The organism is Afifella sp. H1R (assembly GCF_021462425.1).
GTDB classification, from domain to species: domain Bacteria; phylum Pseudomonadota; class Alphaproteobacteria; order Rhizobiales; family Afifellaceae; genus Afifella; species Afifella aestuarii.
The window spans coordinates 1,119,667-1,137,634 of the sequence record NZ_JAKEDY010000001.1 but is presented as its reverse complement, the minus strand read 5'-3'; the positions used below and the strand labels follow the sequence as shown (position 1 = coordinate 1,137,634).

Annotated in this window: 14 protein-coding genes and 4 tRNA genes; 12 read left to right on the top strand and 6 right to left on the bottom strand. The window is 62.1% G+C overall.

Going from position 1 to position 17,968, the window contains the following annotated elements:
* Positions 1 to 5 precede the first annotated feature (5 nt).
* The 5 genes from cas7c to L0F51_RS05405 form a co-directional block, all read right to left on the bottom strand.
* Complete coding sequence (gene cas7c, locus L0F51_RS05425) at positions 6 to 980, bottom strand: type I-C CRISPR-associated protein Cas7/Csd2 (protein ID WP_234629340.1); 975 nt, start codon at positions 978 to 980, stop codon at positions 6 to 8.
* Positions 970 to 2,712 (bottom strand): type I-C CRISPR-associated protein Cas8c/Csd1, encoded by a 1,743-nt coding sequence (gene cas8c / locus L0F51_RS05420; RefSeq protein WP_234628258.1) that lies wholly within the window; start codon positions 2,710 to 2,712, stop codon positions 970 to 972. Before cas8c ends, cas7c begins: the two co-directional genes overlap by 11 nt.
* Positions 2,709 to 3,407, bottom strand: a complete 699-nt coding sequence (gene cas5c, locus L0F51_RS05415) for a type I-C CRISPR-associated protein Cas5c (RefSeq protein ID WP_234628257.1) — start codon at positions 3,405 to 3,407, stop codon at positions 2,709 to 2,711. The genes cas8c and cas5c overlap by 4 nt, the downstream gene beginning before the upstream one ends.
* 98 nt (positions 3,408 to 3,505) lie before the next feature.
* The gene (cas3, locus tag L0F51_RS05410) at positions 3,506 to 5,794 is read right to left on the bottom strand and encodes a CRISPR-associated helicase Cas3' (protein ID WP_234628256.1); all 2,289 of its coding nucleotides are present in this window, start codon (positions 5,792 to 5,794) and stop codon (positions 3,506 to 3,508) included.
* Between the two features lie 514 nt (positions 5,795 to 6,308).
* Positions 6,309 to 6,384, bottom strand: a tRNA-Thr gene (locus L0F51_RS05405).
* A 421-nt stretch (positions 6,385 to 6,805) separates the two neighbouring features.
* Between L0F51_RS05405 and L0F51_RS05400 the strand changes: the two genes are divergently transcribed.
* On the top strand, positions 6,806 to 7,330 hold the full coding sequence (locus L0F51_RS05400) for a BA14K family protein (RefSeq protein WP_234628255.1): 525 nt from the start codon (positions 6,806 to 6,808) through the stop codon (positions 7,328 to 7,330).
* A gap of 6 nt (positions 7,331 to 7,336) precedes the next feature.
* On the opposite strand, the gene rlmB is transcribed toward L0F51_RS05400, so the two are convergent.
* Positions 7,337 to 8,116: a 23S rRNA (guanosine(2251)-2'-O)-methyltransferase RlmB gene (gene rlmB, locus L0F51_RS05395; RefSeq protein ID WP_255701357.1), complete on the bottom strand. Its 780-nt coding sequence runs from the start codon at positions 8,114 to 8,116 to the stop codon at positions 7,337 to 7,339.
* Positions 8,117 to 8,314: 198 nt separating this feature from the next.
* Here rlmB and L0F51_RS05390 point away from each other — a divergent pair.
* From L0F51_RS05390 to rpoB, 11 genes are all read left to right on the top strand, one after another.
* Positions 8,315 to 8,399: transfer RNA gene (locus tag L0F51_RS05390), tRNA-Tyr, on the top strand.
* Positions 8,400 to 8,418: 19 nt separating this feature from the next.
* A tRNA-Gly gene (locus L0F51_RS05385) sits at positions 8,419 to 8,492 on the top strand.
* Positions 8,493 to 8,752: 260 nt separating this feature from the next.
* Positions 8,753 to 9,928, top strand: coding sequence for an elongation factor Tu (gene tuf, locus L0F51_RS05380; RefSeq protein WP_234628248.1), 1,176 nt, complete (start codon positions 8,753 to 8,755; stop codon positions 9,926 to 9,928).
* Positions 9,929 to 10,118: 190 nt separating this feature from the next.
* A tRNA-Trp gene (locus L0F51_RS05375) sits at positions 10,119 to 10,194 on the top strand.
* Between the two features lie 132 nt (positions 10,195 to 10,326).
* The gene (gene secE / locus L0F51_RS05370) at positions 10,327 to 10,524 is read left to right on the top strand and encodes a preprotein translocase subunit SecE (protein WP_092816647.1); all 198 of its coding nucleotides are present in this window, start codon (positions 10,327 to 10,329) and stop codon (positions 10,522 to 10,524) included.
* A gap of 19 nt (positions 10,525 to 10,543) precedes the next feature.
* Complete coding sequence (gene nusG / locus L0F51_RS05365; protein WP_234628253.1) at positions 10,544 to 11,074, top strand: transcription termination/antitermination protein NusG; 531 nt, start codon at positions 10,544 to 10,546, stop codon at positions 11,072 to 11,074.
* A 168-nt stretch (positions 11,075 to 11,242) separates the two neighbouring features.
* Positions 11,243 to 11,671, top strand: a complete 429-nt coding sequence (gene rplK, locus L0F51_RS05360) for a 50S ribosomal protein L11 (protein ID WP_092816651.1) — start codon at positions 11,243 to 11,245, stop codon at positions 11,669 to 11,671.
* Between the two features lie 4 nt (positions 11,672 to 11,675).
* Positions 11,676 to 12,374: a 50S ribosomal protein L1 gene (rplA, locus tag L0F51_RS05355; RefSeq protein ID WP_234628252.1), complete on the top strand. Its 699-nt coding sequence runs from the start codon at positions 11,676 to 11,678 to the stop codon at positions 12,372 to 12,374.
* Between the two features lie 328 nt (positions 12,375 to 12,702).
* Positions 12,703 to 13,221: a 50S ribosomal protein L10 gene (gene rplJ / locus L0F51_RS05350; RefSeq protein ID WP_128293441.1), complete on the top strand. Its 519-nt coding sequence runs from the start codon at positions 12,703 to 12,705 to the stop codon at positions 13,219 to 13,221.
* 51 nt (positions 13,222 to 13,272) lie between these two features.
* Positions 13,273 to 13,653: a 50S ribosomal protein L7/L12 gene (gene rplL / locus L0F51_RS05345; protein ID WP_092816657.1), complete on the top strand. Its 381-nt coding sequence runs from the start codon at positions 13,273 to 13,275 to the stop codon at positions 13,651 to 13,653.
* Positions 13,654 to 13,804: 151 nt separating this feature from the next.
* Entirely contained in the window at positions 13,805 to 17,959 is a 4,155-nt protein-coding gene (gene rpoB, locus L0F51_RS05340; RefSeq protein WP_234628251.1) for a DNA-directed RNA polymerase subunit beta, read from the top strand.
* The last annotated feature ends 9 nt before the right edge of the window (positions 17,960 to 17,968 follow it).

Genomic DNA, 17,968 nt, shown 5'->3' with positions numbered 1-17,968 from the left:
CGCCGTCACAGCCGCTCGATGATCTCCACCCCGTCCGGCAGGTTCTCCCGGTCGATCGTCACGGCATAGTCGGAGAAGGCGCGGGCGGGAGGCGCGTTGTCGAGGCGTTCGCTGCCCGGCTCGTACGTTTCGCCCTTGAAGGAGCGCCAGATCTTGACGCGATCGAAGAGGCTGTGGGCGGGAGCGTTGCCGAGCGCGGTCGCATGGCGGAAGACGATGAGCTTCCTGGTTGCCATCTCGCCGCGTGCGGCTGAATGGTCATGCTCGAACATGGCTTCCAGCGCTTCGAAGAGCAGATCAAGGTCTCCTTCGGTGAAACCTGTTCCCTTTGCCGGATGCGAGGCCAAGTGCGCAGAGACAAAACCGTGGGCGCGATAGAGACCGTACGGAATGATATGCTTACGGCCCATCGTCCGCTTGTCGCCGCGTTTTTCTTTTTCGTCTTCTCCCTCGACGCGCTCCTTCTTTTCAGCCTCTGTGGTTGCCGCCATGCGTGTGATGGAGACTTCCAGTGGTAGCACCGGTTCGATGGAACGTGAGAAGGCGAACTGGACCGGGCCGCGGACCTGACCGGCATTGATGCCAGTTGAGAGCACGCCGCCGAAGGTGCGAATATCAAAGAAGTTGTCGCACATGAAACGACGGATGCGAGCGGCCTCTTCGTCGGATTTAGGTGTCAGTTTCGCCGCCTTTTCGACGGTGGCGTCGTCCCCACGCTCCGCACGGTAGGCCTCACGATGTTTGTCGTTGAGGATTGCTCCTTCGGTGACATAGATGCGAAACTTCGGCGCATCCATTTGTGTCATCTCAATATAGTTGCGCACTTTTCGCTTGAGGCAGACATCGCTGACGATGCCGTGCCCGGTCTCTGGGTCCATTCGCGGCATGTTGCCGGCGTCAGGATCGCCGTTCGGATTGCCGTTCGTCACGTCGAATAAAAGAAGGAATTCGTGCCGCACCTTGAGTGGATTATTCCCCATCAGACATCTCCTCGGTTCCGGTGTCTTTGCTGCGGCGAGCCCGCTCATGGTAGTAGCCGACAGCGAAACGTCCCTGTTCCTCGAGCTTGAGCGTACGTGGAAGGTCGGGGGGTAGCATCGCCACGATCTCGGTGACCCGCGGTTCGATCCAAAAACCTTTGTTCTGCTTTTTCGCGTCTGAGACGTGATGCTTGAGACCGCGCAGCAACGGCCCGAAGACACGCGCCGGAGTGGACGAAGCCGCTGCGTAGAAGCGATCGCCAATCGTTGCGTTAACGCGGCCGAGAGCCGTGTATTGCGCCGATTCAAGGACAGCGAAGAGCCGCCCGAGTTGATAGGCGCGGTCAGGGTTGTCTGGGTCGAGCGCCACAGGAGCCTCCTTTTCCTTACGGAAATTGCGAACGAGAATGGCTTTCAGCATCGACGCGCGGCGGGCGTTGATGATCCCGTCAGAGCGGATGCGCATGAGAACCGTATTGAGAAGCGTCAGCGGGTAGGGCGTGCCCGTCAGGATTGCGCGCGTCCACTCGCCGGCGAGGTTCGGCGGGACGTTTTCGCGCTTGCCGAGGACCGCCGTCTCGGAAAGATACTGCCAGAGCGCCGGCGTGCCGTGTGGGTCGGGCGGCGCGATGCGCATGTCCGCGCTGTAGCGGCCGTAGTTTTTCGCAAGCTCGCCGAAACTCTCCGCCAGCCAGAAGCGGACGGAAATGCGCGCTGCGTTCGGCGCCAGGCCCAGCACGTAAAAGCGAACGCCCTCGCCGAGCTTCGGTTCGACGTCTTTCAGCGCCTGGCCGGCGCGGATTTTCTCAAGCAGGATGCCGACCCGCTTGGCCGCGGCTTCGTCCTCGGCGGCCGACGCCTTAGTGTCCGCTCCGCCGACCATCGCTCCGAAGATGCTCTCTGAGAGAGCGGCCATTTGCGCATCGTCTGCTTCCGCCCAGAATACGGTCGACGCATCGCCGATCTGCACGCGATGGCCGGAGCCCCTTTGGAGAAAATGGTTGAGTGCACCAGTATAGGCCTCTGCCGCGCTCTCGGAGACGGGGGCGTTGTCGCCCTGCGAATGGCCGTAGGATTCGAAGGCAGGCCAGTTGAATCCGACAATCGTGTCTGCGGCTTTCTGTCCAGGTTTGGCCCACATTCCCTTGATCGCCGGGTGGAGCCGGGCGGTCGGGCCGTGCTGTCCGCTAACGAGGCAGAGTTGGCCGGAATGGCCCTCGCCGTTCTTAAGAAGGGCGCGGGCCGCCGGGCGGTCGTGCAGATAGATGTGCCGAAGCCGCTCCTCCTCCAGCGCGAAGACGGTATTCTCGTCCTTCATCTCCTCGGCGAAGTGTTCCTCGAACATTTCCGGCTTCCAGAGGTCGAGAAAGCGCAAAAAGGCGAGAAGGCCCGGATCGTCACTCGTCCCGATCAACGCGCGATGATGTTCGACGAAGGCTTGATGCTCCTGCGCCGTGCGCGGCTTAGGCATCTTCGTCACGCCCAGCGTGTAGGCCGTCTTATCCCAAAGGGTATGCGGAAGGATGTTGGAAGCGCGCTTCACCGGGGCCGGCACCGACATCTGCCGCGCGACCTTTTTCTTGCCTTGCGCTTCCCTCAGATCTGTGACGGTCGCGATCGTCCCATCGGGGTTTAGTCCAATGGCGAGCCCGACCTTCTGCATCGCGAAACCTGGAGGTGGTGCGTCGGGAATCCGTTCATAGGCGCGCGCCAGGGATTGAAGGATGGTCATCGCAGGATCTCCGGCGAGCCGAGGGGAGGCACCTTCACGGCGCCGTTTTCGAGCGTGGCGCGAAAAAAGAGTGACGGCCGCCCCTTTGCCTGGTGGTCGATGTCGAAGAGCATGAAACCGAGATCGCGAGGGCTGCCGTAGCCGAGCTCGGCCGTATGTGCGGAGGTGTCGGGTTCGGGGATTGGTTCATCCGGTTCGATCAAGCGGAAGCGGGCGTCGAACTCCCGCGTGCCGAGGCAGGGCTGGTGGAAGCACTGCCCATTGCGCGCCCGGCGATTGAACATGTCGAGATGCTTGCCTTCATTGTCCTGCGGTCCGGCCTTTTCCGTCATCTCGAAATGCGCGGCGATGACGTAGGCGACGTCGACGAGGATGGTGGAGGCGCGCTGCTGGCGGTCGTCGTCGACGAGGAGGGCGAGGCCGGAGAGATCGCCGCGATTCATCGCCGTCTTGGCATTGCGGGCCGAGGCTTTGTGACCCACCTCGTTGCGCCGGATGGATCGGAAGCGGATCGGCTTCAGCACATGGATTTCGTCGATCACCCAGCGGATCGCCGGCTTCCAGTGGATCGCCTCCAGAATGCCGCGCGCGGCCGAGGGCGTCATCACGTCATAGGAGACGCGCTCCACCTTCATTTCGGGTCGGGTGAAGCAGGCGAAGGGACCTGAGACCAAAAGACGGATGCCGTAGGTCATGGTGAATCGCCCCCACCTTTGTTTTCTCGGTTACTGATTATCTCGTCTCTTATGGAGATCATGCAACTGGGCCGCGTAGCCGCAGAGAAGGTCGTTTTCTAAGTGATGGTGTTTTCGAGCTCCAAGTACTCTGCATTCTCCCAGAGCAGACCAACGTCTTCCTCGTAGAGCGTGTCCGTCTTCAGGATCGCGAACTGTTTCTTCCGCAATTCCCGATGTGGAAAGACGATATGTTCGTTTGTCTTGAGGAGTGCCCGCGCCCGGGGCGGGACCGAGACAATATACGGCTGTAATTCACGGGCGATCCGACCCGAGGAAATCTCGGGCACTTCTAGGTTTCTAACCGCTTTCCGCGCCTTCTCGTCGCGGGCGACGATCACCGGCGCCATGCCGTCTTCGATCATCCGGTAGTGTTCGGCGATGGTGCGATAGGCAATGTCCGGACCGTAGCTCTGCGAGAATTTTGAAAGATGGAGGATCGGCTTGCCGAGGCGTTCTTCGCCGGCCTGCCAGTAGATCTCATGAAAGTAGCGCTCGATGGCCTCCGGCGCGAAATGGTTGTCGAAGAGATCCTTCATCCGCTCCATGCTGCCGATGAGGCTTTTGATTTCGGCGGGCGGCGCATGGTCCGGGTCGGACGGCCTGAAAACCGTGACGACGCTTTCGTCGACTGGTCGCCGCATCTCACGGTTCACCCGCCCCGCGGCCTGGGCGATCTGATCAAGCCCCGCTTCGGCCCGCCAGGCGACGGGAAAATCGACATCGACGCCCGCTTCGATCAGTGACGTGGCGATCAGACGGCAGGGGCGTCCCTCGTTGAGACGCGTTTTCACGTCAGCCAGGATGTTGCGCCGATGGGCCGCGTATTGCCGGGTCGTCAGATGCACGAGCCCGTCGAGCTCCTCCATCTGCGCCGCCCGGTAAAGATCGAGCGCATGGCGGCGGCTGTTGACGATCATGAGCGCCTGCGGATGGTCCTTCAGGGCTTCCACGAGATCCTCGTCACTCATCTCTCTGGCGAACACGAGGCGCACACGCTCAAAGGCCTTGTGAAGTCGCGGCGGGTCGGGTGCGAGCTCGCGGCCGTCGAGATCGAGCGCCAGGAGATGGTCTGGCTTCAGCGCCTTCAGCTTGCGTGCATCGAAGGCGGGCTGCGTCGCCGTGCACAGAACGATTGAGCAGCCGTAGTTGCGGCAGAGCTCGTCGATTGCCCAGACCGTCGGTGCCAAGAGCTTCTTCGGCAGGGTCTGTGCTTCGTCGAGCACGATGACGCTGCCGGCGATGTTGTGGAGCTTGCGGCAGCGCGAGGTGCGGGCGGCGAACAGGCTCTCGAACAGCTGGACATGCGTTGTGACGACCACAGGTGCGGCCCAGTCTTCCATGGCGAACCGCATCTTGCCCTTCATCGATCGGGTGCTGTCCGCTGGGCCGACCTGGCCGGTCTCTTCGTCTTCGATGGCCGAATGATGCTCCAGCACCAAATCGTCGCCCAGGATCTCCCGGAAGATCGCGGCCGTCTGGTCGATGATGGACGTGAAGGGAATCCCGAAGATGATCCGCCGATGGCCGTGGTGTTTCGCATGGTCGAGCGCAAAGCCGAGCGAAGCGAGCGTCTTGCCGCCGCCGGTCGGGACGTTGAGTGTGAAAAGGCCGGGCGCCATTTCTGCGCGTGCCCGCGCAGTGGCGAGGATTTCGGCCCGCAATCGGCCGATCTCGCTCTGCGGCTCGCCGAAGGCGGCGATCCTCTTCTCAAAGGAGTCCAAAAACGTGGGCAGGCATTCCGCAAGGCTCGGCCAGTCGCGGTCCTTCGCGACGTCTCCGGTTTTTTGGTAGAAGAGCTCGGTCTCCTTGAAATCTGCGTCGACGAGGCAGGAGAAGAGCATGCGCCCGAGCATGGCGAAGCGAAAGGCGCAGCGCGGCCAGTCGGGGGCCGTCCAGTCGAAGGGCGGCATGAGTTCGGACGGCGTGTCGGGGAGGAGGTCGGCCCAGCCGGGCGCCAGAGCTTTCATAGTAAAACCGCCCAACCGCTCCTCCAGGGAGCTGGGCTGATGGCTCGACCGGTCCGGCAGGCCCGCATGGTGCCCGGCGATCGCCTGCGCCATGAGCCAGGCGATCCACTGGTTCGGCGCATGCGCGAAGAGACCGAGAACGGCCTTCGCACCGGCCGTGGAATGGTCGACCGGTTCGCTCGCGCCTTGCAGTCGCGCCTGGAACGCTGGCGAGAGTTTTCCCAGGTCATGCAGGGCGCCGCAAAACGCGGCGGCCTCTGCAATCTTCAAGGGCGCTGCGAATTCGCGTGCCCGTCGCGCCACGGCGCTGAGGTGGTCAGAGAGAAGCTCCCAATCGCAGCAATCGGTCGCCTTGGTGGAATGGGCGTAGAATTCCATTGTCCTTCACTATCACGGCTTTGCGAAGCCGAAGTACGTGTTGGTCATGAATCCCGGAAATATTGGCGCATCGCTTGTTCAAGCTAATACCGAAATACAATATGCGAGCGAATATCGAGATATTCTCAAATGTTATCTCCATTCACGTGATGTGTGGAGCGTAATCGAGTCGCATGCCGGCGCTGTGTGGGCGGAATGGTCGTGGGTGTGCGGAGGGCCGGCGCTCTGGTTTTTCAGAGGAAGACGTCGTCGGGCACGCACTCCGGCACACGGCGGAGACATGGCCGATGCAGTCGGGCGTCGACAATGGAAGGTGGCCGGTTTCCTGGACACGAGCCGGCAGACTGCAGAGAAAGTCTAGGGCCATCATCACCAGATCATCGGAGAGACGTGAGTGACGTCTTTTCTCTCGGCCGGGCAGGGATGTCGCTCCGTGCGGCCGGATGATTTTGTTGGTGGTGTTTTTTAAGAAACGGCAGCTGATTAAAAAGGCGAGATATATCAATGGTGAAAATGGTGCCGGCTGAGGGACTCGAACCCCCGACCCCCTGATTACAAATCAGATGCTCTACCAACTGAGCTAAGCCGGCATGACGCGTGACGGCAGAGACTGGCTGGGCCTCTGGTGCGCTTTCAGGGCTCCAAATTCCGCCGTTTGACGCCGCCTGGAGCCGATATTCCCTAACCGCTCCTTCTGACAGGCGCAACAGCTTCGTCGGCGGGCTCGCAAGCCTGTCACAACGAGTGCCTTTTCGGACAACATGCCCGGCCAACGAGGCCGCGCGATCGGCCTCGATGCCTGTCAGGGGATGCCTGTCAGGGGCGGAAGCTCGGGCAGCGATGACGGTGAGGGGAGGAAACCATGAATCGACCGCGTTCCGACGCCCGGCAGTAAAAGAAACGTGATCGGACCTTTTCAATGGGGAACATGCAGCTGCTTAATTTGTTAGCATTCTAAGAATGGTTGGCCGCACGAGAATCTTGTGGTGCGGTCCTCAGGAGATTTTCGTCATGCAATCCAGGTCTACTCGGGCAGCAATCGCGATCGCGGCAGGGCTTTCGATGGTGATTGCATCTCTCTCGCCGACGATGGCAGCGATGCCTCGCGCGCCCCAGGCTTCACCGGCGAGTGGTGTCGAAGGCCCTCTCATCAAAGTGCAGGATCGTCACTGGCGGGGCGGCCACCGCATCGGGCCTCGTGCGCCCCGTCGCTACTATAACGGCCACCGATATCGCGGTCATCATTACCGCGGGCGGCACTACCGTGATCGGCACTACCGCTACGGGCGCCACTATTACCGGCATCGCAACAGGAACAGCATTGGAGCGGGTGTCGCCGGCTTGGGTCTTGGGCTCGCTCTCGGCAGCGCCATGGCCCAGCCGCGCTATTATGCGGCCCCTCCGGCCTATGCCGGAGCACGGCCCGCCCCTTGGTCGCGCGAATGGTATGCCTATTGCGCTTCGAAGTATCGCAGCTTCGATCCGCGCAGCGGCACGTTCCAGCCCTATAACGGCCCGCGCCGCCTCTGCCGCTGAGGCAACTTAGCGGCTTTCGGAGCGGCTCGCTTCGTAAAGCGCGATGGCTGCCGCATTGGAGACGTTGAGACTTGCGATCGGCGGACGTGTAGGAAGCCGCACGAGCCGATCGCAAGTCGCAGCGGTTTTTTCACGCAGGCCTTTGCCTTCGGCGCCGAGCACGAGAACGGCGGGTTTGGGCACGGGGGTGTCGCCGAGCGCGTCCGTGGCCTCGCCGTCGAGGCCCAGAAGGTGGAAGCCTGCCTCTCGCAGTTCCTCCAACGCATTGGAGAGATTTCTCACCCGCACGATTTCGACATGTTCCAGCGCGCCGGAGGCGGTCTTCGCAAGAACGCCGGTCTCTGGCGGCGAATGGCGCGCCGTCATGATCAGAAAACTCGCGCCGAAGGCGGCGGCGGAGCGAAGGACCGCGCCCACATTGTGCGGGTCCGTCACCTGATCGAGCGCGACGATCATGTCGGCTCCGATGCAATCGGAAAGTTCAGGTTCGGGCAAGGGGTCGCAGAAAAGCGCGACGCCTTGATGCACCGTGTCGGCGCCGAGCAGTTTGTCCATCTCGCGCGTGGTCGACGGGTCTGGCCATTCCATGTCCGGCACGAGGCCTTTGAGCCGGTTGAGCGCATTGGCCGTTGCGGCGAGCCGATGGATCTTTCTCTTCGGATTCTTCAAGGCTTCGCTGACGGCGTGAAAGCCATAGATGACCGAAGGCGAATCGGCTGGGGGCGTGCGCGGGCTTCGTCGAGTGGGCCGTCCGCTCTTCTCGCCGGGGCGACGGCGCCTTCTCATATTCGTATCGTTGGACATCGCTTGCTTGCTCAATTTACCGGCTTCTCCCTTCGCACCGAACTTCAGGGAATGGCAACGGTGGGCTTTCGTGTTGCGGGCGTTGACAGGCCGGGGCGCCACCTGCATATACGCCGCCACCGACGGTTTCGGTTGTCCAACCGAGACCTCGCTTTCGCCAGTCGTTTCGACGGCCGCACCGGAGGGGTGCCCGAGTGGCTAAAGGGGACGGGCTGTAAACCCGTTGGCTATGCCTACGTTGGTTCGAATCCAACCCCCTCCACCAGCGGCCCGCGAAGCGCTGCGCGGGTATAGCTCAATGGTAGAGCAGCAGCCTTCCAAGCTGAATATGCGGGTTCGATTCCCGCTACCCGCTCCAGATTTCGACAAGAGCCGCACCTAGACCCGCTTTGCGCCGCGCATCGATTGCGCGGCGTCTTGATGCGCGCGTCACTTTGGGGCTCTGCTGCATGACCCCGCCGACAGCGTGCCGCCAGACCTTTGCGGCGTCTCGCCAGGATCGTCCGCCAGGATCGTCTTTGTCGCGTGCATGTGACGCACGGCCTCTTGCACCATCGCGCGGACCATCGTACTAGGCGCGCCGAAAATCCCCGTCGAACTCAGCCTTGGTAGAGGGAAATGGCAAAAGAGAAATTTTCGCGCACGAAGCCGCATGCGAACATCGGGACGATCGGTCACGTCGACCATGGCAAGACGACGCTGACGGCGGCGATCACGAAGTTCTTCGGCGAGTATCGGGCTTACGACCAGATTGATGCGGCGCCGGAAGAGAAGGCGCGTGGCATCACGATCTCGACGGCGCATGTTGAGTACGAGACGGAGAAGCGTCACTACGCGCATGTCGACTGCCCTGGGCACGCGGACTATGTGAAGAACATGATCACGGGCGCGGCGCAGATGGACGGCGCGATCCTGGTTGTGTCGGCGGCCGACGGCCCGATGCCGCAGACGCGTGAGCACATTCTGCTCGCCCGTCAGGTCGGTGTTCCGGCGCTTGTCGTTTACATGAACAAGGTCGACCAGGTCGACGACGAGGAGCTTCTTGAGCTCGTCGAGCTCGAGGTTCGCGAGCTTCTGTCGTCCTACGAATTCCCGGGCGACGACATTCCGGTGATCAAGGGCTCGGCGCTTGTGGCGCTCGAGGACGGCGACAAGGCGCTTGGCGAGGATTCGATCCGCGCTCTGATGGCGGCTGTCGACGATTACATCCCGACGCCGGAGCGTCCGATCGACCAGCCGTTCCTGATGCCGATCGAAGACGTGTTCTCGATCTCCGGCCGCGGCACGGTCGTGACGGGTCGTGTGGAACGCGGTCAGATCAAGGTGGGTGAGGAAGTCGAGATCGTCGGCATCCGCGACACCCGCAAGACGACGGTGACGGGCGTCGAGATGTTCCGCAAGCTGCTCGACAGTGGCCAGGCGGGCGACAACATCGGCGCGCTGCTTCGCGGCATCGACCGCGAGGGCGTGGAGCGCGGACAGATCCTGTGCAAGCCGGGTTCGGTGACGCCGCACACGAAGTTCAAGGCGGAAGCGTACATTCTGACGAAGGAAGAGGGTGGCCGGCACACGCCGTTCTTCACCAACTACCGTCCTCAGTTCTACTTCCGGACGACGGACGTGACGGGTGTCGTGACGCTGCCGGAAGGCACCGAGATGGTGATGCCGGGCGACAATGTGACGATGGACGTGACGCTGATCGTGCCGATCGCGATGGAAGAGAAGCTGCGCTTCGCCATCCGTGAAGGCGGCCGCACCGTCGGCGCCGGCATCGTCTCCGAAATCATCGAGTAACCGCGATCGGGCGTGAAGAGGGGCGACCGTGACGGATTGCTGCGGATTGGCCTTTCACGCTCGAAGGTTGCTCGGTTGCGCTTGCGCCGGCAGCTGCATCTGTGTAGTTCCAGCGCAGGCGAGTCGGCCGCCATGGTCGCTCAAGCGAATTTCGTTCCGGCAAATCGCATTTCGCGATGATGCCGGATGAAGGGGTGTAGCTCAGCTGGTAGAGCACCGGTCTCCAAAACCGGTGGTCGGGGGTTCGAATCCCTCCGCCCCTGCCAGATTACAGACGGGATCGCGATCCACTCTTAAGGGAGCCTTAATGAGGGGGTTGCGTCGACGGATGAAACTGACTAACTAGAAGGTTCGGAGGCGCGCGGTCAGGGTGATCGCGCGCCTTTGAGTTCGGCGGCATGGCGAAAACCAATCCTTTTCAATTCCTACAGCAGACGCGGACCGAAGTCGGCAAGGTCACCTGGCCCACTCGGCGCGAGACGCTGATCACAACCGTGATGGTCTTCGTCATGGTATTTCTGGCGGCGATTTTCTTTTTCGTCGCGGACCAGATTATGAGCTGGGGCGTCGGGTTGCTGCTCGGCGCCGCCGGCTGAGCCCGCAAGGCAGAGATTGATGGCGAAACGCTGGTATATCGTCCACGCCTACTCGAATTTTGAGAACAAGGTCGCCGAGTCCATTCGCGAAAAAGCGGAGGCGGCGGGGCTCGATCATCTGATCGATGAGATCCTGGTTCCGAAGGAGAAGGTCGTCGAGGTGCGCCGCGGCCGTAAGGTCGACGCAGAGCGCAAGTTTTTTCCGGGCTATGTGCTCGTCAAGATGGATATGACCGACGAGGCGTTCCATCTCATCAAGAACACGCCGAAAGTGACCGGCTTCCTTGGTGCCGACAACAAGCCCGTGCCGATTCCCGACTCGGAAGCCGAGCGCATCATGGCGCAGGTGCAGGAGGGCGTCGATCGTCCGAAGCCTTCCGTCAATTTCGAGATTGGCGAGCGAATTCGTGTTGCCGACGGACCTTTCGCGTCCTTCGAAGGCAATGTCGAGGAGGTCGACGAGGAGAGGGCGCGCGTCAAGGTGGCGGTGTCGATCTTCGGTCGCTCGACCCCCGTCGAGCTGGAATACGGGCAGGTCGAAAAGCTCTGACCCGAATGGCCGCCGGTCCGTGCGATCCGGTGGTCGAACGGAAGGCTTCGGTCTTCCAGTGAAGTGTGGGAGGTCGGGACGGTGGCCACAGCGTCCCATCAAGGCCGGACCACGCGTCGCGCCGCGCCGCCGGGGTCTGTCTCCGGGCGGCACATAACGGAGTGAAAGATGGCAAAGAAGATTACAGGGTACCTGAAATTGCAGGTACCGGCGGGTGCGGCTAATCCGTCTCCGCCGATCGGACCGGCGCTCGGTCAGCGCGGTCTGAACATTATGCAGTTCTGCAAGGATTTCAACGCCGCTTCTCAGGAAATGGAGAAGGGCTCTCCGGTGCCGGTGGTGATCACCATCTTTGCCGACAAATCCTTCACCTTCGCGATGAAGACGCCGCCGGTGTCTTACTTCCTGAAGAAGGCCGCCAAGGTCCAGAAGGGCTCGAAGGCGCCGGGCAAGGATGGTGCTGGCAAGGTGTCGCGCGATCAGGTGCGCGAGATCGCCGAGCAGAAAATGAAGGATCTCAACGCGGCCGACGTCGAGGCGGCGATGCGTATGGTCGAGGGCTCCGCGCGCTCGATGGGCCTGGAAGTGGTGGGCTGACGTCATGGCGAAAGTAGCAAAGCGTATGCAGTCGATCTCGGAAGGCATCGATCGCGAAAAGCTCTACGCCGCCGATGAGGCGGTCCGCATGGTCAAAGAGCGCGCCAAGGCGAAGTTCGACGAAACCGTCGAGGTGGCGTTCAATCTCGGTGTCGATCCGCGTCACGCCGACCAGATGGTGCGTGGCGTCGTCTCGCTGCCGAACGGTACGGGCCGTACGGTCCGCGTCGCCGTCTTCGCGCGTGGCGAAAAGGCCGACGATGCGCAGAAGGCCGGTGCCGACGTCGTCGGGGCGGAAGACCTTGTAGAACAGGTTCAGAATGGCCAAATCAACTTCGATCGGGTCATCGCCACGCCGGACATGATGCCGCTCGTCGGTCGTCTCGGCAAGATTCTCGGGCCGCGCGGCATGATGCCGAACCCGAAGGTCGGAAGCGTCACGATGGACGTTGCCAAGGCCGTCAAGGACGCCAAGGGCGGTTCGGTGGAGTTCCGCGTCGAGAAGGCGGGTATCGTTCACGCCGGTATCGGGAAGGCCTCGTTCAGCGAGGAGGCGCTCGTCGAAAACCTCCGCGCGTTCACTGAGGCGGTCAACCGCGCCAAGCCGAGCGGCGCCAAGGGATCGTACCTTCAGCGCGTGACGATCGCTTCGACGCAGGGACCTGGTGTCAAAATCGACGTCAGCTCGCTTTCCGCGAGCTGAGTAGAAATTCCAGCCGGAGCGATCCGGCCGGAAAGGCCGCCGGCAAGCCGGCGGCCGACCTGTCCGAGACTGCAGGTGAGGAATTTTGTCCTCTTAAGCCCGAGTGTCACGAAGGGCCTGCATGAGACGGTGATGGGCCGAATTCGCCGAAAGGCAGTCGGTTCGAACCTCAGCCCCCGGGTTTCCGGGGCCCGCGCCTTCCGTCGCGAAGGCAGGGGGACAGGCGTTCACCGCCGCCCTCTCCGCAAGGAGTGGCCCGCAAGGGCAGGGCGGCAGAAGCGAAGCCGTCTCCCTGTCAAAAGGTGGGGAGGCAGATGAGGAAGAGGCAGTGGATAGAGCGCAGAAAAGCGAAATGGTCGACAGCCTCAACGGCGTGTTTTCGGACACGGGCGTTGTGGTCGTTGCCCACTATTCCGGCCTGACCGTCGCCGACATGACCGACCTTCGCGGTCGCATGCGCGCTGCGGGCGGGAGCCTCAAGGTGGTCAAGAACCGCCTCGTCAAGCTCGCTCTGAAGGGCACGGACGCCGAGCATATCAGCGATCTGTTCCAGGGTCCGACGGTCATCGCCTATTCAGATGATCCCGTCGCTGCCCCCAAAGTCGCCGCAGACTTCGCCAAGGCGAAGGAGAAGTTCGTCATTCTCGGCGGCGCCATGGGTGCAACCAACCTGGACAAGGACGGAGTGGAGGCACTTGCCAAGCTTCCGTCGCTGGATGAGCTGCGTGCCAAGCTGGTCGGCATGATCAACACGCCTGCCACCCGCCTTGCGGGTGTCACTCAGGCGCCGGCCGGACAGCTTGCCCGGGTTTTCGGAGCGTACGCGAAAAAGGACGAGGCGGCTTGAGGCCGACCTTGAAGAGACCAATCCGGTTCGAACCGACAAGGAACTGAGTAAATGGCTGATCTTGCTAAGATTGTGGACGATCTGTCCAACCTGACCGTGCTGGAGGCCGCTGAGCTCTCCAAGATGCTGGAAGAGAAGTGGGGCGTCTCCGCCGCTGCTCCGGTTGCCGTTGCGGCTGCCGGTGGCGCTGCCGGCGGCGAGGCTGCCGCGGAAGAGGAAAAGGATGAGTTCGACGTCATCCTCGCCTCTGCCGGCGACAAGAAGATCAACGTCATCAAGGAAGTCCGCGCCATCACCGGCCTCGGACTGAAAGAGGCGAAGGATCTCGTCGAAGGCGCTCCGAAGCCGGTCAAGGAAGCGGCCTCCAAGGCCGAGGCCGAAGAGATCAAGAAGAAGCTCGAAGAAGCCGGCGCTACCGTCGAGCTCAAGTAAGCTTCTGTTGGCGCACAGAGTTTTGTGCGTTTGAGATTGGGCGGTCCCGCACAAACGCGGGGCCGCCCGCAGGCTTTCTCGATGGTCGCCCGTCATGGCGACCCTCCAGACAGCCGTCAACATCCGCTCCGAGCGAGGACGAGGACCATCCATGGCGAACACTGCCGTTCAGACCGCAAGCTTTTCCGGCCGCCGCCGCATCCGCAAGTTCTTTGGTCACATCACCGAAGCGGCCGAGATGCCGAACCTGATCGAGGTGCAGAAATCCTCCTACGATCAGTTTCTCATGGTGGAAGAGCCAGAGGGCGGCCGCGGCGACGAAGGCATTCAGGCCGTCTTCAAGTCCGTTTTCCCGATCACGGACTTCTCCGGCCAGGCGATGCTGGAGTTTGTGCGCTACGAATTCGAGCCGCCGAAATACGACACCGACGAATGCCGGCAGCGTGACATAACCTACGCCGCGCCGCTCAAGGTGACGCTGCGGCTGATCGTCTTCGATGTGGACGAGGATACGGGTGCGAAGTCCGTCAAGGACATCAAAGAGCAGGACGTCTATATGGGCGACATGCCGCTGATGACCGACAACGGCACGTTCATCATCAACGGCACCGAGCGCGTCATCGTCTCCCAGATGCATCGCTCGCCGGGTGTCTTCTTCGACCACGACAAGGGCAAGACGCACTCCTCGGGCAAGCTTTTGTTTGCCGCCCGCATCATTCCGTATCGCGGCTCCTGGCTCGACATCGAGTTCGACGCCAAGGACGTCGTGCATGCGCGCATCGACCGCCGCCGCAAGATTCCGGTCACGTCGCTTTTGATGGCGCTCGGGATGGACGGCGAGGAAATCCTCTCGACCTTCTACGACATCGTGACGGCGACGCGCGGTGACAACGGCTGGATCGTTCCTTTCGACCCGGAAAAGCTGCGTGGGACGAAGGCGAGCGAAGACTATGTCGACGCCGCGAGCGGCGAAGTCGTCGTCGAGGCCGGCAAGAAGATCACCGCCCGTCTGGCGCGTCAGCTGGTGGAAAAGGGCGTCAAGTCGCTGGTCGTTTCCGACGAGCAGGTTCTCGGCCGTTTCCTCGGCGAGGACATCGTCAACTTCGAGACGGGCGAGATCTATGCGGAGGCCGGCGACGAGGTCTCCGAGAAGATGCTCGACCAGCTTCGCGAGCTCAATCGCAACGAGATCGCGCTTCTCGAGATCGATCACGTCAATGTCGGCGCTTACATGCGCAACACGCTGGCGGCCGATAAGAACGAGAGCCGCGAGGACGCGCTGTTCGACATCTATCGTGTGATGCGCCCGGGCGAGCCGCCGACGATCGAGACGGCAGAGGCGATGTTCCAGTCGCTGTTCTTCGATCCGGAGCGCTACGACCTCTCTGCGGTCGGCCGCGTGAAGATGAACATGCGCCTCGACCTTCAGACCGAGGACACGATGCGGGTCCTGCGCAAGGAGGACATCCTTGCGGTCATCCGCATGCTCCTCGACCTGCGTGACGGTCGCGGCGAGATCGACGACATCGACAATCTCGGCAATCGCCGCGTGCGTTCGGTCGGCGAGCTGATGGAAAATCAGTACCGTGTCGGCCTTCTGCGCATGGAGCGCGCGATCAAGGAGCGCATGTCGTCGGTCGAGATCGACACGGTGATGCCGCAGGATCTGATCAACGCCAAGCCGGCGGCCGCCGCGGTGCGCGAGTTCTTCGGTTCGTCGCAGCTGTCGCAGTTCATGGACCAGACCAATCCGCTGTCGGAAATCACCCACAAGCGGCGCCTGTCGGCGCTTGGTCCGGGTGGTCTGACGCGTGAGCGGGCCGGCTTCGAAGTGCGCGACGTGCATCCGACCCATTACGGCCGCATCTGCCCGATCGAGACGCCGGAAGGCCCGAATATCGGCCTCATCAACTCGCTCGCCACTTTTGCGCGCGTCAACAAATACGGCTTCATCGAAAGCCCGTATCGGCGGATCGTCGAAGGCAAGGTGACGGACGAAGTCGTCTATCTCTCGGCCATGGAAGAGGCGAAGTACACGGTCGCCCAGGCGAACGCTCAGCTCGACGACGAGGGACGGTTCGCCAACGAGCTCGTCACCTGCCGTCATAGCGGCGACGTCTCGATGGTGTCGCGCGACAAGGTCGACCTCATGGACGTGTCGCCGAAGCAGCTCGTTTCGGTGGCGGCCGCGCTCATTCCGTTCCTGGAAAACGACGACGCCAACCGCGCGCTCATGGGATCGAACATGCAGCGGCAGGCCGTGCCTCTGGTGCGCGCCGAAGCGCCGCTCGTCGGCACCGGCATGGAGCCGATCGTGGCGCGCGATTCCGGTGCAGCGATTACGGCAAGGCGGACCGGCGTCGTCGATCAGGTCGACGCGACGCGTATCGTCATTCGGGCCACGGAAGAGATCGACACCTCAAAGTCCGGTGTCGACATCTACCGGCTGCAGAAGTTCCAGCGGTCCAACCAGAACACCTGCATCACGCAGCGTCCGCTGGTGCGGGTCGGCGAGCAAGTGCGCAAGGGCGAGGTGATCGCTGACGGTCCGTCGACGGATATCGGTGATCTGGCGCTCGGCCGGAACGTGCTCGTCGCGTTCATGCCGTGGAACGGCTACAACTTCGAGGATTCCATCCTCCTGTCGGAGCGGATCGTTCGCGACGACGTCTTCACCTCGATCCATATCGAGGAATTCGAGGTGATGGCGCGCGACACGAAACTCGGTCCGGAAGAGATCACGCGCGATATTCCGAACGTCTCGGAAGAGGCGCTTCGCAATCTCGACGAGGCGGGCATCGTCTATATCGGTGCGGAAGTGCAGCCGGGCGACATTCTGGTCGGCAAGATCACGCCGAAGGGCGAAAGCCCGATCACGCCGGAAGAGAAGCTCCTGCGCGCGATTTTCGGCGAGAAGGCCTCGGATGTGCGGGACACCTCGCTCCGCATGCCGCCAGGAACCTACGGCACCATCGTGGAAGTGCGCGTCTTCAACCGCCACGGCGTGGAGAAGGACGAGCGCGCGATGGCGATCGAGCGCGAAGAGATCGAGCGTCTCGCCAAGGACCGCGACGACGAGCAGTCGATCCTCGACCGCAACATCTACGGCCGTCTGGCCGACATGCTGCGCGGCGAGGCGGGTGCCGCCGGACCGAAGGGCTTCAAGAAGGGCACTGAAATCACCGATGAGGTGATGGCAGAATATCCCCGCTCGCAGTGGTGGCTGTTCGCCGTCGGCGACGACAAGAAGATGTCGGACATCGAGGGCCTGAAGCAGCAGTACGACGAGAGCCGCAAGCGTCTGGAAAACCGCTTCATCGACAAGGTGGAGAAGCTGCAGCGCGGTGACGAGCTGCCTCCTGGCGTCATGAAGATGGTCAAGGTCTTCGTCGCTGTGAAGCGCAAGATCCAGCCTGGCGACAAGATGGCCGGCCGGCATGGCAACAAGGGTGTCGTGTCGAAGATCGTGCCGGTCGAGGACATGCCGTTCCTGGCAGACGGGACGCATGCCGATATCGTGCTCAATCCGCTCGGCGTGCCGAGCCGCATGAATGTCGGACAGATTCTCGAGACGCATCTCGGCTGGGCTTGCGCCAATCTCGGCAAGCAGATCGGCGAACTCGTGGAAGCCTACCGCAAGAGCGGCGACGTGCAGCCTTTGCGCTCACATCTGTCGGGCATCTACGACGACAACGACAAGAACGAGAAGATCTCGTCGTTCGACGATGAATCGGTCGTGCGTCTCGGTCATCAGCTCACCACCGGTGTGCCGATTGCGACCCCGGTCTTCGACGGTGCCAAAGAGGCCGATATCGACGAGCTTCTGGAAAAGGCGGGTCTCAACCGCTCGGGCCAGGCGCAGCTCTTCGACGGCAAAACCGGCGAACCGTTCGATCGTAACGTCACGGTCGGCTACATCTACATGCTGAAGCTGCACCATCTCGTCGACGACAAGATCCATGCACGCTCGATCGGCCCGTACTCGCTCGTCACCCAGCAGCCGCTGGGCGGTAAGGCGCAGTTCGGCGGACAGCGTTTCGGCGAAATGGAGGTCTGGGCCCTGGAAGCTTACGGCGCGGCCTATACCTTGCAAGAGATGCTGACGGTGAAATCGGACGACGTCGCGGGCCGTACCAAGGTCTACGAAGCGATCGTCAGAGGCGACGATACCTTTGAAGCGGGTATCCCGGAGAGCTTCAACGTTCTCGTCAAAGAGATGCGTTCGCTCGGCCTCAGCGTCGATCTGGAAGATTCCGAGAAGATGCGTTCTCTGCCACAGAGTTACGACAAGGATGCCGCAGAATAGTGCGGCATC

Excerpts from the sequence above, each read along its gene's own strand:
- cas7c (WP_234629340.1), bottom strand. The coding sequence starts at position 980 with ATGGGGAATAATCCACTCAAGGTGCGGCACGAATTCCTTCTTTTATTC.
- cas8c (WP_234628258.1), bottom strand. The coding sequence starts at position 2,712 with ATGACCATCCTTCAATCCCTGGCGCGCGCCTATGAACGGATTCCCGAC.
- cas5c (WP_234628257.1), bottom strand. The coding sequence starts at position 3,407 with ATGACCTACGGCATCCGTCTTTTGGTCTCAGGTCCCTTCGCCTGCTTC.
- cas3 (WP_234628256.1), bottom strand. The coding sequence starts at position 5,794 with ATGGAATTCTACGCCCATTCCACCAAGGCGACCGATTGCTGCGATTGG.
- L0F51_RS05400 (WP_234628255.1), top strand. The coding sequence starts at position 6,806 with ATGCAATCCAGGTCTACTCGGGCAGCAATCGCGATCGCGGCAGGGCTT.
- rlmB (WP_255701357.1), bottom strand. The coding sequence starts at position 8,116 with ATGAGAAGGCGCCGTCGCCCCGGCGAGAAGAGCGGACGGCCCACTCGA.
- tuf (WP_234628248.1), top strand. The coding sequence starts at position 8,753 with ATGGCAAAAGAGAAATTTTCGCGCACGAAGCCGCATGCGAACATCGGG.
- secE (WP_092816647.1), top strand. The coding sequence starts at position 10,327 with ATGGCGAAAACCAATCCTTTTCAATTCCTACAGCAGACGCGGACCGAA.
- nusG (WP_234628253.1), top strand. The coding sequence starts at position 10,544 with ATGGCGAAACGCTGGTATATCGTCCACGCCTACTCGAATTTTGAGAAC.
- rplK (WP_092816651.1), top strand. The coding sequence starts at position 11,243 with ATGGCAAAGAAGATTACAGGGTACCTGAAATTGCAGGTACCGGCGGGT.
- rplA (WP_234628252.1), top strand. The coding sequence starts at position 11,676 with ATGGCGAAAGTAGCAAAGCGTATGCAGTCGATCTCGGAAGGCATCGAT.
- rplL (WP_092816657.1), top strand. The coding sequence starts at position 13,273 with ATGGCTGATCTTGCTAAGATTGTGGACGATCTGTCCAACCTGACCGTG.
- rpoB (WP_234628251.1), top strand. The coding sequence starts at position 13,805 with ATGGCGAACACTGCCGTTCAGACCGCAAGCTTTTCCGGCCGCCGCCGC.